The organism is Pseudomonas triticicola (assembly GCF_019145375.1).
In the GTDB taxonomy this organism is placed as follows: Bacteria; Pseudomonadota; Gammaproteobacteria; order Pseudomonadales; family Pseudomonadaceae; genus Aquipseudomonas; species Aquipseudomonas triticicola.
Map to the genome: position 1 here is coordinate 4563025 of NZ_JAHSTX010000001.1, position 19633 is coordinate 4582657.

18 protein-coding genes are annotated in these 19633 nt (G+C 61.2%); 9 read left to right on the forward strand and 9 right to left on the reverse strand.

Features of this window, described 5'->3' with window-relative positions:
- Positions 1-58: 58 nt before the first annotated feature.
- Together KVG85_RS20080 and KVG85_RS20085 are read right to left on the reverse strand one after the other, a co-directional pair.
- Complete coding sequence (locus tag KVG85_RS20080; RefSeq protein ID WP_016772365.1) at positions 59-1366, reverse strand: CitMHS family transporter; 1308 nt, start codon at positions 1364-1366, stop codon at positions 59-61.
- Between the two features lie 403 nt (positions 1367-1769).
- Entirely contained in the window at positions 1770-2096 is a 327-nt protein-coding gene (locus KVG85_RS20085; RefSeq protein ID WP_217864763.1) for a DOPA 4,5-dioxygenase family protein, read from the reverse strand.
- Positions 2097-2177: 81 nt separating this feature from the next.
- Between KVG85_RS20085 and KVG85_RS20090 the strand changes: the two genes are divergently transcribed.
- On the forward strand, positions 2178-2843 hold the full coding sequence (locus tag KVG85_RS20090) for an NAD(P)-dependent oxidoreductase (RefSeq protein ID WP_217864764.1): 666 nt from the start codon (positions 2178-2180) through the stop codon (positions 2841-2843).
- Between the two features lie 45 nt (positions 2844-2888).
- On the opposite strand, the gene KVG85_RS20095 is transcribed toward KVG85_RS20090, so the two are convergent.
- On the reverse strand, positions 2889-3839 hold the full coding sequence (locus tag KVG85_RS20095; protein WP_122603554.1) for a choline sulfate utilization transcriptional regulator: 951 nt from the start codon (positions 3837-3839) through the stop codon (positions 2889-2891).
- 114 nt (positions 3840-3953) lie between these two features.
- Here KVG85_RS20095 and betC point away from each other — a divergent pair, with 114 nt between their 5' ends.
- From betC to KVG85_RS20110, 3 genes are all read left to right on the forward strand, one after another.
- The gene (betC, locus tag KVG85_RS20100) at positions 3954-5468 is read left to right on the forward strand and encodes a choline-sulfatase (protein ID WP_217864765.1); all 1515 of its coding nucleotides are present in this window, start codon (positions 3954-3956) and stop codon (positions 5466-5468) included.
- 16 nt (positions 5469-5484) lie between these two features.
- On the forward strand, positions 5485-6405 hold the full coding sequence (gene choX, locus KVG85_RS20105; protein ID WP_076564769.1) for a choline ABC transporter substrate-binding protein: 921 nt from the start codon (positions 5485-5487) through the stop codon (positions 6403-6405).
- A 268-nt stretch (positions 6406-6673) separates the two neighbouring features.
- The gene (locus KVG85_RS20110) at positions 6674-8242 is read left to right on the forward strand and encodes a SulP family inorganic anion transporter (RefSeq protein ID WP_217864766.1); all 1569 of its coding nucleotides are present in this window, start codon (positions 6674-6676) and stop codon (positions 8240-8242) included.
- A 75-nt stretch (positions 8243-8317) separates the two neighbouring features.
- Here the strand turns inward: KVG85_RS20110 and aroE are convergent, their stop codons facing one another.
- The gene (gene aroE / locus KVG85_RS20115) at positions 8318-9139 is read right to left on the reverse strand and encodes a shikimate dehydrogenase (RefSeq protein WP_217864767.1); all 822 of its coding nucleotides are present in this window, start codon (positions 9137-9139) and stop codon (positions 8318-8320) included.
- A 9-nt stretch (positions 9140-9148) separates the two neighbouring features.
- Complete coding sequence (gene hemF / locus KVG85_RS20120; protein ID WP_217864768.1) at positions 9149-10063, reverse strand: oxygen-dependent coproporphyrinogen oxidase; 915 nt, start codon at positions 10061-10063, stop codon at positions 9149-9151.
- Between the two features lie 150 nt (positions 10064-10213).
- Here hemF and KVG85_RS20125 point away from each other — a divergent pair, with 150 nt between their 5' ends.
- Positions 10214-11191, forward strand: a complete 978-nt coding sequence (locus KVG85_RS20125) for a quinone oxidoreductase family protein (RefSeq protein WP_217864769.1) — start codon at positions 10214-10216, stop codon at positions 11189-11191.
- A gap of 179 nt (positions 11192-11370) precedes the next feature.
- Here the strand turns inward: KVG85_RS20125 and KVG85_RS20130 are convergent, their stop codons facing one another.
- The 4 genes from KVG85_RS20130 to KVG85_RS20145 form a co-directional block, all read right to left on the reverse strand.
- The gene (locus KVG85_RS20130; protein ID WP_225926696.1) at positions 11371-12078 is read right to left on the reverse strand and encodes a GNAT family N-acetyltransferase; all 708 of its coding nucleotides are present in this window, start codon (positions 12076-12078) and stop codon (positions 11371-11373) included.
- Between the two features lie 221 nt (positions 12079-12299).
- On the reverse strand, positions 12300-12857 hold the full coding sequence (tsaC, locus tag KVG85_RS20135) for an L-threonylcarbamoyladenylate synthase type 1 TsaC (protein ID WP_039757175.1): 558 nt from the start codon (positions 12855-12857) through the stop codon (positions 12300-12302).
- Between the two features lie 55 nt (positions 12858-12912).
- Positions 12913-14010: a DNA-processing protein DprA gene (dprA, locus tag KVG85_RS20140; protein WP_217864770.1), complete on the reverse strand. Its 1098-nt coding sequence runs from the start codon at positions 14008-14010 to the stop codon at positions 12913-12915.
- A gap of 84 nt (positions 14011-14094) precedes the next feature.
- Entirely contained in the window at positions 14095-15120 is a 1026-nt protein-coding gene (locus tag KVG85_RS20145) for a LysM peptidoglycan-binding domain-containing protein (RefSeq protein WP_217864771.1), read from the reverse strand.
- Positions 15121-15279: 159 nt separating this feature from the next.
- Between KVG85_RS20145 and def the strand changes: the two genes are divergently transcribed.
- The 4 genes from def to trkA are packed head-to-tail and all read left to right on the forward strand — an operon-like array spanning position 15280 to position 19508.
- Positions 15280-15786 carry a peptide deformylase gene (gene def, locus KVG85_RS20150; protein WP_016772378.1) on the forward strand — a complete coding sequence of 169 codons (507 nt, stop codon included), beginning with the start codon at positions 15280-15282 and terminating at the stop codon, positions 15784-15786.
- Positions 15787-15843: 57 nt separating this feature from the next.
- Positions 15844-16803, forward strand: a complete 960-nt coding sequence (gene fmt / locus KVG85_RS20155) for a methionyl-tRNA formyltransferase (RefSeq protein WP_217864772.1) — start codon at positions 15844-15846, stop codon at positions 16801-16803.
- Positions 16800-18110 carry a 16S rRNA (cytosine(967)-C(5))-methyltransferase RsmB gene (rsmB, locus tag KVG85_RS20160; RefSeq protein WP_217864773.1) on the forward strand — a complete coding sequence of 437 codons (1311 nt, stop codon included), beginning with the start codon at positions 16800-16802 and terminating at the stop codon, positions 18108-18110. Before fmt ends, rsmB begins: the two co-directional genes overlap by 4 nt.
- Before the next feature lie 21 nt (positions 18111-18131).
- On the forward strand, positions 18132-19508 hold the full coding sequence (gene trkA / locus KVG85_RS20165) for a Trk system potassium transporter TrkA (RefSeq protein WP_016772381.1): 1377 nt from the start codon (positions 18132-18134) through the stop codon (positions 19506-19508).
- The last annotated feature ends 125 nt before the right edge of the window (positions 19509-19633 follow it).

Consider the following 19633-nt stretch of genomic DNA (forward strand, 5'->3'; position numbering starts at 1 on the left):
CCGAAAAAGGTCCGGGCTTCAAACCGCGAAGCCGGACCCGTAACGGTGAGTCTTGGGCTTATAGAGTGCTGAACATCGGGAAAGTCCCCAACAGCAGTGCAGCAATCAGAATGCAGATGCACACCAGGATCGCCCATTTCAGGGTGAAACGCTGGTGATCACCGAAATCGATGCCGGCCAGCGCCACCAACAGATAGGTCGACGGCACCAACGGGCTCAGCAAGTGGACGGGCTGGCCGACGATCGAGGCACGGGCCATTTCCACCGCAGTGATCCCATAGTGGCTGGCCGCTTCGGTCAGCACCGGCAATACACCGTAATAGAACGCGTCGTTGGACATGAAGAAAGTGAACGGCATGCTCACCAGCGCCGTGATCACCGCCAGGTACGGGCCGAGGAAATCCGGAATCACCGCCAACAGGCTCTTCGACATCGCATCGACCATGCCGGTGCCCGACAGGATACCGGTGAAGATACCCGCCGCAAAGATCAGCCCGACCACTGCCAGCACGCTGCCGGAATGCGCGGCGACACGATCTTTCTGCATTTGCAGGCATGGGTAGTTGACGATCATGGCGATACTGAACGCCACCATGAACAGCACCGGCAGCGGCAACAGGCCGCCGATCAGCGTGCACATCAGGCCGAAAGTCAGTGCGGCGTTGAACCAGATCAGCTTCGGACGGCGTGCGTCGGGGAATTGCGAGACGCTGATTTCGCTGTGATCGATCTCGTCGCCGACCAAGTGCAGTTCACCGAGGCGGGCGCGTTCACGCTTGCCGTAGAAGTAGGCAATCACCAGGATCGCCAAGACACCGGCGGCCATGGCCGGGATCATCGGTACGAAAATGTCCGACGGGTCGACATGCAGGGCACTCGCCGCGCGGGCGGTCGGGCCGCCCCATGGGGTCATGTTCATCACGCCACCGGCGAGGATGATCAGACCGGCCATGATCCGCGGGCTCATGCCGATGCGGCTGTACAGCGGCAGCATCGCGGCCACACAGATCATGTAAGTGGTCGCGCCGTCACCATCGAGGGAAACGACGAGCGCCAGAACGGCGGTACCGACCGAAACTTTCAACGGGTCGCCCTTGACCAGTTTGAGGATCTTGCGCACGGCCGGGTCGAACAGGCCGGAGTCGATCATCAGGGCGAAATACAGAATGGCGAACATCAACATCACGCCGGTCGGCGCCAGTTTGGTGATGCCTTCAAGCATCATCGGGCCGATCTTCGGCGCGAAACCACCGAACAGGGCGAACAGGATCGGGATGATGATCAGGGCGATCAGCGCGGACAGGCGCTTGGTCATGATCAGGAACATGAACGTGATGACCATGGCGAAGCCAAGGAAAGTCAGCATGGGAATACTCCAGGCGTAGCGCGGCTAATGGAATGAGCGGATCGGGCGGGATCAGCGCAGAACGGCAGGCGCGAGGCGTACGGACGGAGTGACCAGCAGGAAAGGGGAGAAACGGCGGGTTGCAGAAGACATCAGAATCACCATTGTTGTTGTTAATTGGGCCGGGCCTGCGGAAAAAACACAGGGCTTGGGCCAACCGGTCTGTTGCCGGGAGTGGGGCGATCCTAATCGGGGAAGCTTTCAGCTACCTTTCGGGCGCGAAAGCGATGAATGAATGGTCAACCGGCGGTCGGATGCAACGACAGCCAATGAATACGGGGTTGGTAGCGATGCGGATAAACGGACAGTCAGCGCTGGCTGGCAGTCTGGACACATCCGCTATCAGTCCAGCGCAAGTAACTGGTTAAAAAATCGACAGATCCAGCGGTCGCACCGCGCCCATCCAGATCGCGTGTTCGGTGTGGTCGCGCAAGTCATCGCCCGTCTCCGGATGCAGGAACACCACCAGGCCTTTGCGGTTGAGCGCCAGCCATGGCAGCACCTCGCCAATCAGCTCGGGACCGAAAGCCAGTTGGCAGCTCCAGTCGGGATGGGGCCCCACCGGGCGTTCGTGCACGCGGCCCATTTTCAGCGCAAACAACTGCGCGGCCTGTTCGCACAAGGCCCGCGCCTGGTCGATGGTTTGCGCGTCGAAATAGACATGGGCGTGATAGCCCTTGATCCCTTGCATCGTGTCGTCTCTCAATCGGTTCGAACCCTTGGCTGTTTCCACCGTCACAGGTCATATAGGACAACTATAAGGAAAACAGCCATGAAAAATGCCGAGACCCCAGTGGTCAAAGTGGTGCTTTATGGTGCCATGGCCAGCCTGGGCGGTGCATTGATGGCTGAATTGCTGCGTCGCCAACATGAAGTCATCGCCATTCTCGACGATCTCACCGCACTCGCGCCGCGTCCGGGGTTGCGCACCAAGACCGGCGATCTGTTCGATGCCGAGCGGGTCAATCAGAGCGTCGCCGGCAGTTCAGCGGTGATCTGCCTGCTGGACGCTCCGGGGTTGCCGTTCAGCAGCGACCACGTTGAGCGCTCGGTGACGCTGGGGCCGGTGGAACAAGTGCTGGCAGTCGACGCGCTGGTCGAAGGTTTGCAACTGGCCAGCGTGCCGCGCCTGTTTCTGGTCTGCAACTTCGGTGTGCTCGACGAGCCTGACAATGACGAGCGTCTGCAACGTCACGCTGCCGAAGAAATCCTCGAGGCGGTACAAAGCAGCTCACTGCGCTGGACCTTGGTCAATGCGCCGCATGGCGTGGCCGGGTTGACCATCGAGCACTTCAGTCAGGTCGGCGGCAATCTCGAACCGGGACTGGCCGAACCGCTGGAGCGATTGAACCGCGTGGCGGTGGGCATCGCCGATGAGCTGCGGTTGAATCTGCATGTGGGGCAGCATGTGAATTTTGTGGCGGCTTCTGATTCGTAAAAGATCGTCCGAAGGCTCGGGCCGCGATCGACGACCTTTTGCTCTTCACACCGCAATCGAGGGCAGGGCCAGACCGTTAAGCGATTCGGCACTGCTCGCCTGTTCCGCCATTAACCAATCAACAAATTCCTGAATCAACGCACCCCGACGTTTGCGCTGCGGCAACACCACGTAATACCCCAGCCGCGACAGCGTGGTTTGCGCCAGCGGCCGGCACAGCAAACCCTGCACCAGCAAGTTATCCACAAGGTGCCGCCATCCGATCGCCACGCCTTGTCCGCCAATCGCCGCTTGAATCAGCAAGGTGTAATTATCAAAGCGCAATTGCCCCGGCGCTGGCGGTGTAGTCAGGCCCAACTGACGAAACAAGCCACTCCAGTCGAACCAGTTGCTGCTGTTTTCCCCACGCAGATGCAACAGCGGAAATTCCAGCAGTGCCTGCGCGGGCAACGGCAATGAACGCTCCTTGAGCAGCAGCGGACTGCACACTGGGAACACCTCTTCGCTGAACAGCCAGTGGCTCTCGCCCTGCTTGAATCGACCATCGCCAAACAGGATCGCCACGTCGATGTCGGTGCGCAGCATGTTGTGGTTGCGCTCGCTGGTGACCAGGCTGACATCGATATGCGGATTGGCCTCATGGAAGCGATGCAGGCGCGGCATCAGCCAATAAGCGGCGAAAGCGAAATCCGTGGCCACTTGCAGCACTTCATGTTGCTGCTGAGTGCTGATTGCGCTCAATCCTGCGTCGATATTCTGCAAACCGAGGGTAACTTGCTCGAACAGCAGGGCGCCAACCTCTGTCAACTCGATACCCCGGTAAATCCGATCGAACAGCCGCGTACCGAGCTGCTCTTCCAGACGTTTCATTTGCTGGCTGATCGCCGGCTGCGTGGTGCCAAGCTCCACCGCAGCAGCGGTAAAACTGCGATGGCGGGCCGCCGCTTCAAAAGCGCGCAGCAGATCGAGGGAGAGGTCACCGAGGGCGTCATACATAAGGTGTACTTATCCTAGTCATTGTCCGGCGCGGGCTTTACCGGAACAGGCATGGAATCCATGCTCAATCGCAGCACTCTCGCATAAATATTCAACATGGAATGCCGCGATCACATGAAGCGCAAGAACATTCTTTTCATCATGGCCGATCAAATGGCCGCGCCAATGTTGCCGTTCTACGGCCCATCGCCGATCAAACTGCCGAATCTGTCCCTCCTCGCCGCCCAGGGCGTGGTGTTCGATGCTGCTTACTGCAACAGCCCGCTGTGCGCGCCGTCGCGCTTCACCCTGGTCAGTGGCCAGTTGCCGAGCAAGATCGGCGCCTACGACAACGCCGCTGATTTCCCCGCCGACATTCCGACTTACGCGCATTACCTACGGCGTCTCGGCTACCGCACCGCGCTGTCGGGCAAGATGCATTTCTGCGGGCCGGACCAGTTGCACGGTTATGAAGAACGCCTGACCAGCGACATCTACCCGGCCGATTACGGTTGGGCGGTGAACTGGGACGAGCCGGACGTACGGCCGAGCTGGTATCACAATATGTCTTCGGTGCTGCAAGCCGGGCCGTGCGTACGCACCAATCAGCTGGATTTCGACGAAGAGGTGGTGTTCAAGGCGCAGCAATATCTGTTCGATCACATCCGCGAGGACGGCGACCAGCCATTCTGCCTGACTGTGTCGATGACCCACCCGCACGATCCGTACACGATTCCCAAGGCTTTCTGGGATCTGTATGACGATGCTGATATTCCCATGCCTACAGCCTTGAACCAGGACGAACTCGATCCGCACTCGCAACGTCTGCTCAAGGTTTACGACCTGTGGGACAAGCCGCTGCCTGTGGATAAAATCCGCGATGCCCGTCGCGCCTATTTCGGCGCTTGCAGCTATATCGACGCCAATGTCGGCAAACTGCTGCAAACCCTTGAAGAAACCGGGCTGATCGACAACACCGTCATCGTCTTCTCCGGTGACCATGGCGACATGCTCGGCGAGAAGGGCCTCTGGTACAAAATGCACTGGTTCGAGATGGCCGCGCGAGTGCCGCTGCTGATCAGCGCACCGGGACAATTCGAGGCGGGCCGGGTCAGCGCCGCAGTTTCCACCGCAGACTTGCTGCCGACGTTCGTGGATCTGGCCGGTGGCACGCTTGAGCCGGGCTTGCCACTGGACGGCCGTTCCTTGCTGCCGCACCTGCAAGGGCAGGGCGGGCATGACGAGGTGTTCGGCGAATACATGGCCGAAGGCACTGTCAGCCCGCTGATGATGATTCGCCGCGGCGCCTACAAATTTATCTACAGCGAAAGCGACCCGTGCCTACTCTTCGATGTGGATAACGATCCGCGCGAAGAAGAGGAACTGAGCCAATCGCCGCAACATCGTCAGCTGTTCGACGATTTTCTCGCTGAAGCGCGGGCCAAGTGGGACATTCCGGCGATCCACCGGGACGTACTGGCCAGCCAGCGCCGACGCCGTTTCGTCGCCGATGCGTTAACCATCGGCAAGCTGAAGAGCTGGGACCACCAGCCGCTGGTCGATGCCAGTCAGCAGTACATGCGCAACCACATCGACCTTGATGATCTGGAGCGCAAGGCCCGTTATCCACAACCCTGCCAAAACCAATAACGTTAAGGGGAAGTCCATGCGCAAGTTATCCACAGCTGTCACCGTTGGCCTGATCGCATTGAGCAGCACCTCGGCCTTCGCCGAGCAAAGTTGCGAAACCGTGAAGATGGCCGATCCGGGCTGGAGCGACATCGCCGCAACCAATGCCATCACCGGATTTCTGCTGGACGGCATGGGCTACAAGGCCAAGGTCGACACCCTCGCGGTGCCGATCACCTTCGGCGGCTTGAAGGATGGCCAGGTGGACGTGTTCCTCGGCAACTGGATGCCGGCGCAGCAGGGCTTCTATGACAAGTTCGTCGCCACCGGTGATGTGACGCAATTGGCCAAAAACCTCGAAGGCACCGAATTCACCCTCGCCGTCCCCGACTATGTCTGGGAGGCGGGTGTGCATGATTTTGCCGACCTGAACAAATTCGCCGACAAGTTCGACAAGAAGATCTACGGCATCGGATCAGGCGCGCCAGCGAACATTTCGTTGCAGGAGATCATCAAGAAGAATGACTTCAACATGGGCCAGTGGAAGCTGATCGAGTCCAGCGAACAGGCGATGCTCGCCGAAGTGTCGCGGGCGGTGAAGAAACAGAAATTCGTCACCTTCCTCGGCTGGACGCCACACCCGATGAACGTGCAGCTGAAAATGCGCTATCTGAAGGGCGGCGAAAAATACTTCGGCGACACTGGCAACGTCTTCACCCTGACCCGTAAGGGCTACGCCGAGGCCTGCCCGAATGTAGGCAAGTTGCTGACCAATCTTGCGTTTACCCAGGACATGGAGAACAGCATCATGGCCGAGGTGGTGAACAAGAAGATCAGCAATGCCGAAGCGGCGAAGGCGTGGATCAAGGCGAATCCGGCGGTGCTGGACAAGTGGCTGGATGGGGTGAAGACCGTGGATGGCAAGGATGCGTTGGTGGCGGTGAAAGCCAAACTTTGATCTCAGGGTTGCTGGAATAGCGTTCGGCTGGAGATTTTTGCCCCCTCACCCCAGCCCTCTCCCCCAAGGGGGCGAGGGGGAAAGGGAGCCGATCGCTGTTGGATCAAGACTTGCGTTCAACGCCGAAATCGCAGGTCGGTGAATCTTCAACAAACAGCTCGGTCAGTCCCCTCTCCCTCAGGGAGAGGGCCAGGCGGGCGGCGTTCCGATGAGGGCCCTTTCTCTGACACCCTGATAACCTTGAACAAAACCCCAACCGCGAGGACCCATGGCCTTACCCAGCCGCCATTCACTGTTTCCTTTCCTGAACTGGTTGCCACGGCAAACCCGTGCCAGCGTCGGGCGGGACCTGATCGTCGGCCTCAGCGGTGCAATTCTCGCCTTGCCCCAGTCGATTGCCTACGCACTGATTGCCGGGCTGCCACCGGAATACGGACTCTATGCGGCGATCATCCCGGTATTGATCGCGTGCCTGTGGGGTTCGTCATGGCATCTGATCTGCGGCCCGACGGCGGCGATTTCCATCGTGCTGTACGCCAGCGTCAGCCCGCTCGCGGTGCCGGCTTCCGAGGATTACATCACTCTGATCCTGCTGCTGACGTTTCTCGCCGGGATTTTCCAGTGGTTGCTCGGTTTGCTGCGCTTCGGCGCACTGGTGAATTTCGTTTCGCATTCGGTAGTGCTCGGCTTCACCCTCGGTGCCGCCGTGGTGATCGCCATCGGGCAATTGCCCAATCTGCTCGGGCTGGAGTTGCCGGCCAACACCACGGCGCTCGCCAGCCTGATGGACCTGCTGCGACATCTGGTGGCTGTGGATAAGCCTTCGCTGATGCTCGGCGTCGCCACAGTGATCGTCGGCGTGGCCCTGAAAAAACTTCTGCCGCGCTGGCCGACGCTGTTGATCACGCTGGTGCTGGCCAGCCTGCTGGTGTGGATCTGGCCGGCGATGTTCGGCCATGTGCATCTGGTCAGCGCTTTCGTCGGGCGCTTGCCGCCGCTAAGCGCCTTGCCGCTGGATCTGGAGTTGATCCTGCGCCTGCTGCCAAGCGCGGTGGCGGTGGGCATGCTCGGGCTGGTCACCAGTCTCTCGATCGCCCGTTCGATATCGGCGCGCTCGCAACAGTTGCTCGACGCCAATCAGGAAGTTCGCGCACAGGGTCTGTCGAATATCGTCGGTGCGTTCTTTTCCGGGTCGCTGTCCGCCGGATCGTTTACCCGCTCGGGATTGAGTTATGAAGCGGGTGCCTGCTCGCCACTGGCCGGAGTGTTCTCGGCAATCTGGGTGGCGCTGTTCGCGGTGTTCGGCGCGGGGCTGATCGCGCATATTCCGATCCCGGCCATGGCCGGCAGCATCCTGTTGATTGCCTGGGGTCTGGTCGATCACCGGGGCATTCGCGCTTTGCTGCGAGTCAGCCGCGCCGAGTTCGTGGTGATGGCCCTGACCTGCCTTGCGACTCTGCTGCTGGAATTGCAGACGGCGATCTACGCCGGGGTGCTGGCGTCGCTGTTTTTCTACCTCAAGCGCACCTCGCAACCACGGGTGCAGCATTGGCGCGACGGTGACGACGATGTGCTGCGTGTGGGCGGTTCGATCTTTTTCGGCGCCAGCCATTACCTGCAAGTGCGCCTGCAACGCCTGCATGGCGCGCGGGTGGTGATCGAGGCGCAGCAGATCAACTTCATCGATTATTCAGGGGTAGAGATGCTGCATCAGGAAGCGCGACGGCTGCTGGGGCAGGGTCGCAGCCTGACCTTGCGCCGGGCGCGGCCGCCAGTGGTGGAGGAACTGAGGAAGCTGGAGGGGGCGGAGAAGTGCCCGATCAGGTTTGAGGATTGAGCTGATATTGGTGGTGATGCGATTCGCGAACAGTCTCGCTCCCACATTGATCGTATTTCAATGTGGGAGCAAAGCTTAAAGGGCTAGCTGGCGGCGCAGCTCGGCGAGTACCGGCGCGGTATCCGGGCGTACGCCGCGCCACAGCAGGAACGCCTCGGCCGCCTGTTCGGCGAGCATGCCCAGACCGTCCATCGCCAGCGCCGCGCCGTGCTCAGTGGCCCAGCGGCAGAACGCGGTCGGTTCCTTGCCGTACATCATGTCGTAGCACAGGGTCTGGCCCGGCTCGATCAGGCTTGGCGCAATCGGCGGCACGTCACCGGTCAGGCTCGCGGAGGTGGCGTTGATGATCACGTCCACCGGCTCGCGCAGCCAGTCGAAACCACTGGCCGACACCGGCCCCAGATCGCCGAACAATTCCGCCAGCAGCTCAGCCTTGTCCACCGTGCGATTGGCGATGATCACCGAGGCCGGTTTCTCCGCCAGCAACGGCTCCAGCGCACCGCGCACTGCGCCGCCGGCGCCGAGCAAAAGGATGCGCTTGCCGGTCAGGCTGAACCCGGCATTCACCGTCAGATCGCGGACCAGGCCTGCGCCATCGGTGTTGTCGCCGAGCAGTGAACCGTCGTCCAGTTTGCTCAAGGTGTTCACCGCACCGGCGCGCTGCGCGCGGGCGGTCAGGCTGTTGGCCAGACGGTAGGCGTCTTCCTTGAACGGCACTGTCACGTTGGCGCCGCGGCCTTCGCGAAAGAACGCCGTGGCGCAGCCGGCAAAATCATCCAGCGGCGCGAGCAGCGTAGTGTAATCAAGACGCTGGCCGGTCTGTTCGGCGAACAACTGGTGAATCATCGGCGACTTGCTGTGGCCAATCGGATTACCGAAAACAACGTAACGATCCATCACCCGTCCTCAGGCCTCGGCCAGCCAGTCGCGATCCTGCAGGAAATACTCGGTCAGACGCGCTTCTGCGCTGCCAGGTTCGGCCTTCCAGTCATAACCCCAGCGCACTTGCGGCGGCAGCGACATCAGAATCGATTCGGTACGGCCACCCGATTGCAGACCGAACAGCGTGCCACGGTCGTAAACCAGGTTGAATTCGACGTAGCGGCCTCGGCGGAATTCCTGGAATTCGCGCTGCTGTGCAGTGAAGGCGTCGTTCTTGCGTCGCTGTACGATCGGCAAGTAGGCCTCGATGTAGGCATCGCCGATGGCGCGCATGAAGGCGAAACTGGTGTCGAAATCCCACTCGTTCAGATCATCGAAGAACAGACCGCCAATGCCGCGCGGCTCATGGCGATGCTTGATGTGGAAGTAGGTGTCGCACCAGGCCTTGTAGCGCGGATAGACGTCCGCACCAAACGGCGCACAGGCTTGCTCGGCGACGCGGTGCCAGTGAATGCAATCTTCCTCAACGCCGTAATACGGGGTCAGGTCGAAACCGCCGCCGAACCACCAGACCGGTTCTTCGCCTTCTTTTTCAGCGATGAAAAAGCGCACGTTGGCGTGGGAGGTCGGCACATGCGGGTTGTGCGGGTGAATGACCAGCGACACGCCGAGCGCCTCGAAACCGCGCCCGGCCAGTTCTGGCCGATGGGCACTGGCCGAGGGCGGCAGGCCGCTGCCGAACACGTGGGAAAAGTTGACCCCGCCCTTTTCGATCAGCATGCCGTTTTCCAGCACGCGGGTGCGCCCGCCACCGCCCGCCGGCCGGGTCCAGGCGTCTTCGACGAAGCATTTGCCGCCGTCTTCGGTTTCCAGTGCAGCGCAGATGCGGTCTTGCAGATCGAGCAGATAGGCCTTTACGGCGTCGGTGCGGGTCGTCATGGCTTCACCTTGAATCGGGCGGCGCCCCGGCAGGCGGGCGGCGCAAATGGGCGCGTAGCATACCATCGCAGACCGGCGCGCCGCAGTTGACGAAGATCAAGCAGGAGAGTTGGATAGAGGGCTTAGCAACGACCCAAGGAGAGCAGGCAGATGGCAAAGCGTATCCAGTTCCGCGCCCACGGCGGTCCCGAAGTGCTCGAATATGTTGACTACGAACCCGCTGCGCCCGGGCCGAATCAGGTGCGCGTGGCCAACCAGGCGATCGGCCTGAACTTCATCGACACCTATTACCGCAGCGGCCTCTATGCGCCACCCGCGTTGCCGTCCGGCCTGGGTTCGGAAGGCGCCGGCACGGTCGAAGCGGTGGGCAGCGAAGTCACCCGGTTCAAGGTCGGCGATCGCGTGGCATACGGCAGCGGCCCGCTCGGCGCCTACAGCCAGCTGCATGTGCTGCCGCAGGACAATCTGGTGCACCTGCCCGATGAAATCAGTTTCGAAACCGCCGCCGGGGTCATGCTCAAGGGCCTGACCGTGCAATACCTGCTGCGCCAGACCTACCAACTGCAGGGCGGCGAAACCATTCTGTTCCATGCCGCAGCCGGTGGCGTCGGCTCGCTGGCCTGCCAATGGGCCAAAGCGCTGGGCGTGAAGCTGATCGGCACCGTCAGCTCGAAGGAGAAAGCCGAGCTGGCGAAAGCCAACGGCGCCTGGGCGACCATTGACTACAGCCATGAAAACGTTGCCGAGCGCGTGATGGCACTGACTGACGGCAAGAAAGTCCCGGTGGTGTATGACGGCGTCGGCAAGGACACTTGGCTCACGTCTCTGGACAGCGTGGCACCACGTGGCCTGGTGGTGAGTTTCGGCAATGCTTCGGGCGCAGTCGACGGCGTCAATCTGGGCATTCTCGCCGCAAAGGGTTCGCTCTACGTCACCCGGCCTACGCTGGCGACCTACGCCAACAACGCCGAGAACCTGCAACGCATGGCCGACGAGCTGTTCGAGATGATCATCAGCGGCAAACTGAAGGTCGACATCAGCCAGCGCCATGCATTGGCGGATGCGGCGAAAGCACAAACCGAACTGTCGGCACGGCGCACGACCGGTTCCACCATTCTGCTGCCATAACGCCTCAAGTTGATACTCGGCGAACTCGTCCATGAGTTCGCCGAGTATCTTGCAGCTATATCAAGTACATCTTGCGGTGAAGTTTCTTCGCCGCTGGTCTACGACCGGCAAACTTCCTGCGCAACTTCTTCGACTCGTATACAAGCCATTTCTCTGCCCACTCTTCAATCACTGGCGGATCAATACTGACGGTTAAAAACATCACGATACTCCGGCTGATGCGCGTTCATGTTCACAGGCTGATCCAGGGCCATCAGGATTTGCCGCCATTCGGCAGACAACAGCCAATAATCGCCACGGGCACGTTGCTCGATATGCATTGCCTGTGAAGCGATCGGTGTCAGGCCGAAACGCTGATACAGTTGCCGCTGTGGCGATCTGCACAAGGCCGTCACACCCTGATATCCGCGATCAATCGCCCATTCCGCAGCGGTAGCAAGCAGACCATTGACCGACACCGGCCGGTGCTGCTGGGAATGGGTGATCAGACGGCTGAACTCGACATGGCGCGCCAATGCCACAGTGGGAGACACATGATGCTGGGCGAGTGAGGCCCATTCGAAGGGCGCCGGGGTTGCCCGCAGCACCGCAATGAGTTGGTCACGCTGGTAGAGCAAAAAGTGCGTACTGCGTGAGGTAATCGCCAATCGGGTCTCCAGTGCACGGGCTCTGGAGGTGAGCATGTAATGCTGCAATCGCAGGCGAAACTGCCGATTGATGAAGCGTTCAAATTCCCCGGCATCCGACCCCGCCTCAAGAATGGCCACACGATACTCGGCCTGTTGATTCTTGAGTGTTTCCTGAAAGCCCTGCAGATAATCCTTGAGGTGTAAATCCGTAATATCCATTACTTCTCCGCAGCCATTAACATTTCGAAGTTGCTTCAAGCACACTGAAGAATGGTTGCTTTTGAAAATCTCGCCACTACACGCGTTCTGATAATCACGTGGGAAAACTTACAGATATTTCAGACTCAAAGATTCGTCTGACGCATGAAAGAACAATGGCAACGGCCAAGTTTTAACAAATGCGGGAATAAACTGCGGGCATGCACAGAACTCCTCGTCGATGGCGCCGAGGAGTCCGCAAAAAAATAAAAAGAATGGCGTCAGTCAGGACGAACGACGTTACCGGTGGCGAGGTCGCGGATCACGCTGGGATTCTTGCGCCCGCCAAGGCTGCCGCCCAGCACGAGATCGACCTGACCACGGAAATACTGCTCGATGCGCAAACGCGTGCGCGCCGGCGGTCGCCCCTGGGGGTTGGCCGATGTGGAAATCAATGGCCCGACCAGCGAGCACAGGTCGCGCACCTGCGGGTGATCGCTGACCCGCAGCGCCACGGTGTCATGCACGCCTGTGACCCATTCCGGCAACAGGTTCTGGTGCGGCACCAGCCAGGTGTTCGGACCCGGCCAGGTACTGGCCATGCGGTCGATCCAGTCCTGCGGGAAGTCCTCGAACAGGAAATCGAACTGGCGGATGTTGTCGGCGACCAGGATCAGCCCTTTGCTCACCGAGCGATTCTTGATCGCCAGCAAGCGGTCCACCGCGTCTTCATTCCACGGGTCGCAACCCAGCCCCCAGACGGCTTCGGTTGGATAGGCAATCACCGCGCCGGCGCGAACTTCACGCGCGGCTTGTTGCACACGCCAACTGTTGACCATGAAAAAACTCTCCACAAACAGGTTTCGCGCAGTTTACCGATCTTCCTCGTAAAACCTAGCTCGACCGCGCCAGCCAGCGACCGTTTTCGCATACCGCACGGCCTTCGATTTCCAGCTCGGTCAACGTTGCCAGCACTTTCGGCAACGCCCAGCCACAACTCGCGGCCAAGGCCTCGCTGGTGTGCGGCGCCGCGTGCAGCAGCGCCAGCAACGGGTGTTCGGCCTTCGCCGCCGCCGTGGATAACAGTGGCTGCTGCCAGCCGCGCAGCGCTTCGAGGATATGTTCGATAGTCTCCACCAACACCGCCCCGTCGCGAATCAACTGGTGACAACCGCGCGCGCCGGGGTGATGGATCGAGCCCGGAATGGCATAAACCTCGCGGCCCTGTTCGGCTGCCAGCCGCGCGGTGATCAACGAACCGCTGGCAACGCTGGCCTCGACCACCAGCACGCCGAGGGACAACCCGCTGATGATGCGGTTGCGCCGGGGGAAGTTGCTCGGGCTCGGCCCGGCGTCCAGCGGAAACTCGGAAAGCACCGCGCTGCCCGAGGCAATCATCGCCTCGGCCAGGCGTTTATTGCGTTGTGGATAAAAATTTTCCAGCCCCGTGCCGAGCACACCCACGGTCAAGCCGCCAACATCGAGAGCAGCCTGGTGGGCAGCGGCATCGATGCCCAGCGCCAGACCACTGTTGATGACAAAACCGGCCCCGGCCAGACTGCGGGAAAACGCCGCCGCCGTGTCCATACCCGGACGCGAAGCGCGGCGGCTGCCAACCATTGCCAATTGCGGTTTTTCCAGAATCGACGGATCGCCCGCGACGAATAACAGCGGCGGCGGATCGGCAATTTGTGCCAGCAACGCTGGATAATCCGCTTGATCCCACATCAGCAAATGTTGATCGGGACGCTCTAGCCAGCGCATTGCGTGGCTGGCGCCGTCGCGCACCGTCGGACAACGCCGTGCCTCGGCACACGCCGCCGGCAACCCCAGCGAGCGCCAGGCACTGGCCGGCGCACTGATGGCTTTCGATGCCGAGCCGAAGGCTTCGAGCAGTTTGGCAAAACGCTTGGGGCCGATATCCGGCATGCGGTGCAGACGCAGACGCGCCTCCAGTTCCGCCGGGGAAATGGCCGTACTGACAGACAACATGAATGGATCATCCTTGATCGTTCGATGCTCCGAACCATTCGGAACAAGCTGTGGATAACTCTGTTGGTAACTTGTTAAGCAAGCTTACGGATTTCGCACCTTGTCGAGCACCGCCAGCGAGCGAGACGCGTTGAGCACCAAGCCGTAACTGAGCTTGTCGTAGGTGCGGAACACCATCAGCAGGCCGGCACGTTCGTCGGGAATCTTCAGCGGCTGGCCGGTGATCCGGTCACGCACGGTTTCGCCGGTTTTCATCACCGCAAGTACGTTCCCCTCGGCCAGACCGTCGCGTTTGCCCTTGTTCAGGGTGACCACATCCATCACACCGATCTGCGTTACGCCGCGCGGCACGTCGATGATCACGCCGTCGATGGAACGCTTCGGCGCGCTGGGCATGAACGTCGAATTGATCGAACGTTCTTCACCGCCGAACAACCGGTCACCGAGCCGTACCTCCTGAGTGGTGCGCTGCAGGGCCAGGGTGGCGACGTCGCCCTCGGTGGCAACAATCTCGCCGCCGCCGATATCGTCGGCGTTGATGCCGAGAAACTCCTTGGTCTGCGGGTCGGTGTAGACCTTGCCCTGGCGGAAGATGCCGTAGACCGGTTGCTCCGGATCGAAATGGCCGCGGGCGAAAATGCGATCACCGGTACCGCTGAGCACCCGTTCGGCATCGCCGGCGACGATGTACGGCGCCTTGTCGAAGTCTTCGGCCTTGTCGACGATGCGGTTGCTCAGCAGAAAGCTGTTGATCGATTTCAGCGGAATGCTCGGAATCGCCTCGGCCACCGGGCTGGTGCGAATTCGTGGCGAAAGTTTGATGGTGCCGCGCGACTCGCCACGCTGGACGGTCAGTTGCGGCTGGCCGTTGACGTAGCTGAGGGTCAGCGTGTCGCCGGGATAGATCAGGTTGGGGTTTTCGATATGCGGGTTGGCCCGCCACAGTTGTGGCCACTGCCAGGGCTCGCGCAGGTATTTGCCGGAGATATCCCAGAGCGTGTCCCCGGAAACCACCGTGTATTGCTGTGGAAAACCATCCCTGAGTTGCACTTGCCCTTGCGCGGCGCCGGCCGAAGCCAGAAGCAGCAGGGCGAGTAGTGTTTTCCTCATGCAGTGAATCCCTTTATCATGTGCATTCGCGTGAATCGTCAGAGCCCCCGTGGCTCGCTTCTGTTTTTCAGAAGCTACGCTTCACAACGGTAGCCTGCATCTTCGGACCCGCCAGGCCATCGACCCGACTTTACTCAACGTGTGCAGTAATCGAAGCCTATGGCCATTTTAAACATCCTCGAATTTCCGGACCCGCGTCTGCGCACTATCGCCAAACCAGTGGCTGTAGTGGACGACGAAGTGCGTCAGTTGGTCGACGACATGTTTGAAACAATGTATGAAGCGCCGGGCATCGGCCTCGCCGCGACCCAGGTCAACGTGCACAAACGTATCGTCGTGATGGACCTGTCCGAAGACCGTACCGAGCCACGGGTGTTCATCAACCCCGAGTTCGAACCGCTGACCGACGAGATGGACCAGTACCAGGAAGGCTGCCTCTCGGTACCGGGCTTCTACGAAAACGTCGACCGCCCGCAGAAGGTCAAAATCAAGGCGCTGGACCGCGACGGCAAGCCTTATGAGCTGATCGCCGAAGGTCTGCTCGCGGTGTGCATCCAGCACGAATGCGACCACCTCAACGGCAAATTGTTCGTCGATTACCTGTCCACGCTCAAACGCGACCGGATCAAGAAGAAGCTGGAAAAGCTGCACCGCCAGAACGCTTGATGCCCCTCTTCAAAGGCTTGCTGCGGCAAGCCTTTTTCTTTTTATGAGACGCCTTTCATGACTGAGCCACTGCGCATTGTTTTTGCCGGTACCCCGGAATTCGCCGCCGAACACCTCAAGGCCCTGCTGAGCAGCCCGTACGAGATCGTCGCGGTCTACACCCAGCCGGATCGCCCGGCCGGCCGTGGGCAAAAACTGATGCCGAGCCCGGTCAAACAACTGGCCCTGGAAAATAATATCCAGGTATTGCAGCCGCCGACCTTGCGCAATGCCGACGCTCAGGCGGAGCTGGCCGCGCTGAAGCCGGATTTGATGGTGGTGGTCGCCTACGGTTTGATCCTGCCGCAAGCGGTGCTGGATATTCCGCGTCTGGGTTGCATCAACAGCCATGCATCGCTGCTGCCACGCTGGCGCGGTGCGGCGCCGATCCAGCGCGCGGTCGAACACGGCGATGCCGAAAGCGGTGTGACCGTGATGCGCATGGAAGCCGGCCTCGACACCGGGCCGATGCTGCTCAAAGTCGTCACCCCGATCAGCGCTGAAGACACTGGCGGCACCCTGCATGATCGCCTCGCCGAGATGGGTCCGCCCGCTGTGGTGCAGGCGATTGCCGGTCTGGCTGCCGGCACCCTGCAAGGTGAGGTGCAGAATGACGAACTCGCCACCTACGCACACAAACTGAACAAAGACGAAGCACGCATCGACTGGAGCCGTCCGGCGGTGGAGCTGGAACGTCTGGTCCGCGCCTTCAACCCATGGCCCATTACCCACAGCACGCTCAATGGCGAAGCGTTGAAAGTGCTGGCCGCGACCGTGGCCGAAGGCACTGGCGCTCCGGGTGAAATCCTCAGCGCCAGCAAGGACGGCCTGATTGTCGCCTGCGGTGCACAAGCGCTGTGCCTGACCCGCCTGCAATTGCCCGGCGGCAAGGCGCTGAACTTCAGCGACCTGTTCAACAGCCGCCGCGAGAAATTCGCCGTCGGCAGCATGCTCAGCGCTGCGGTGGAAGCGCAATGAATCCGCGTCTGGCCGCCGCCAAGGCCCTCGCTGCCGTACTCAGCGGCAAGGCTTCGCTGAACAGCTCCCTGCCGACGCAACTGGACAAGGTCGAGGATCGCGATCGCGGTTTCACTCAGGACCTGGCCTTCGGCACCGCACGCTGGCAGCCACGCCTGGCGGCATTGGCGGAAAAACTGCTGCAGAAACCGTTTAAATCCGCCGACGCTGATGTCGAGGCGTTGCTGCTGGTTGGTCTGTATCAACTGCTCTACACCCGCGTACCGGCCCATGCCGCGATCGGCGAAACCGTCGGCTGCGCAGACAAGCTGAAAAAGCCTTGGGCCAAAGGTCTGCTCAACGCCGTGCTGCGCAATGCCCAGCGCGAAAGCGAGACGATCTTCGCCGAACTGGAACGCGACCCGGTGGTGCGCACGGCTCACCCGCGCTGGCTGCAAAAATCCCTGAAGGCATTTTGGCCCGAGCAGTGGGAAGCCATCTGCGCAGCGAATAACGCGCATCCGCCGATGATCCTGCGGGTCAACCGTCGCCATCACAGTCGCGATGCTTATCTCGCGCTGCTGGGCGAAGCCGGGATCGCCGCGACGCCGTGCGTTTACAGCCGCGACGGCATCGTCCTCGAAGCCGCTGCCGACGTGCGCAGCCTGCCGGGTTTCGCCGAAGGCTGGATCAGCGTGCAGGACGAAGCCGCGCAACTGGCTGCCGACCTGCTTGATCTGGCGCCGGGGCAGCGGGTGCTCGACGCCTGCTGCGCCCCCGGCGGCAAGACCTGCCACATCCTCGAAGCCGAGCCGGCGCTGGCCGGCGTGGTGGCGGTGGATCTGGAAGCCAAGCGTCTGGTGCGGGTGAAGGAAAACCTCGAGCGCCTCGGCCTCGACGCTGAACTGATCGCTGCCGACGGTCGCGATATCGACAAATGGTGGGACGGCAAACCGTTCCAGCGCATCCTCCTCGATGCGCCATGCTCGGCCACCGGCGTGATCCGCCGCCATCCGGACATCAAGCTGACCCGCCAGCCCGACGACATCGTCGCGCTCGCGCAACTGCAAGGCGAACTGCTTGATGCGATGTGGAAAGCCCTCGAGGTCGGCGGCATCCTGCTCTACGCCACCTGCTCGACGCTGCCGACCGAGAACACCGAAGTCATCGCTGCGTTTCTCGAACGCACGCCCGGCGCGCGGGAACTCGATCTGGCCACCGCGGCCGGCATCAAGCAGCCCCATGGTCGCCAGTTGCTGGCCCAGCAGGGCGGGCATGACGGCTTCTACTACGCCAAGCTGATCAAGATCGCCGCCGCGCGCGGCTAAACGGATTCATGGAGTGACTGGATGAAAATCATCATCCTCGGTGCGGGACAGGTCGGCGGTTCGCTGGCCGAACATCTGGCCAGCGAGGCCAACGACATCACTGTGGTCGACACCGATGGCGAGCGCCTGCGCGACCTCGGCGACCGCCTCGACATCCGCACCGTGCAGGGCCGGGGCTCGCTGCCGTCGGTGCTGCGTCAGGCCGGTGCCGACGACGCCGACATGCTGGTCGCCGTGACCAACAGCGACGAAACCAACATGGTCGCCTGCCAGGTCGCCCACACGCTGTTCCACACGCCGACCAAAATCGCCCGGGTGCGCGAAGCGTCGTACCTCAATCGCGAGGAACAGCTGTTCCAGAACGAAGCGATTCCGGTCGACGTGCTGATCAGTCCCGAGCAGGTCGTGACCAATTACATCAAGCGCCTGATCCAGCACCCCGGCGCGTTGCAGGTGATCGACTTCGCCGAAGGCGCGGCGCAACTGGTAGCGGTGCGCGCCTACTACGGCGGGCCGCTGGTGGGCCAGCAACTGCGCCAGTTGCGCGAGCACATGCCGAACGTCGAAACCCGCGTGGCGGCGATCTTCCGCCGTGACCGGCCGATCCTGCCCCAGGGCGACACGGTGATCGAGGCCGATGACGAGGTGTTTTTCATCGCCGCTCGCGAGGACATTCGCGCGGTGATGAGCGAAATGCGCCGCCTCGACGAAACCTACAAACGCATTGTCATCGCCGGCGGCGGGCAGATCGGCGAGCGTCTGGCCGAGGCCATCGAAAGCCGTTATCAGGTGAAGATCATCGAGATGAGCCCGGCGCGTTGCCGCTACCTCTCCGACACCCTCGACAGCACCGTAGTGTTGCAGGGCAGCGCCTCGGACCGCGATCTGCTGCTGGAAGAGAACATCGCCGACGCCGATATCTTCCTCGCCCTGACCAACGATGACGAAGCCAACATCATGTCGTCGCTGCTGGCCAAACGGCTGGGGGCGAAGAAGGTCATGACGATCATCAACAACCCGGCCTACGTCGATCTGATCCAGGGCGGCGACATCGATATCGCCATCAGCCCGCAACTGGCGACCATCGGCACCTTGCTCGCCCATGTGCGCCGCGGCGATATCGTCAGCGTGCACTCACTGCGGCGCGGCGCGGCGGAAGCGATCGAGGCGATTGCCCACGGTGATGCGAAATCGAGCAAGGTCATCGGCAAGCCGATCGAGAAGATCGGCCTGCCGCCCGGCACCACCATCGGCGCGGTGATCCGCAACGAGAAAGTGATCATCGCCCACGACGACACGGTGATCGAAGCGGGCGACCACGTGATTCTGTTCCTTGTGGATAAAAAGCATATTCGCGATGTGGAGAAGCTGTTCCATGTGGGGTTGAGCTTTTTCTGAGGTTGATCGTTCCCACGCTCCGCGTGGGAACGCAGCCCGGGACGCTCTGCGTCCCATAAGCGGACGCAAAGCGTCCATTGAGGCATTCCCACGCAGAGCGTGGGAACGATCACTCAAACGAGGTT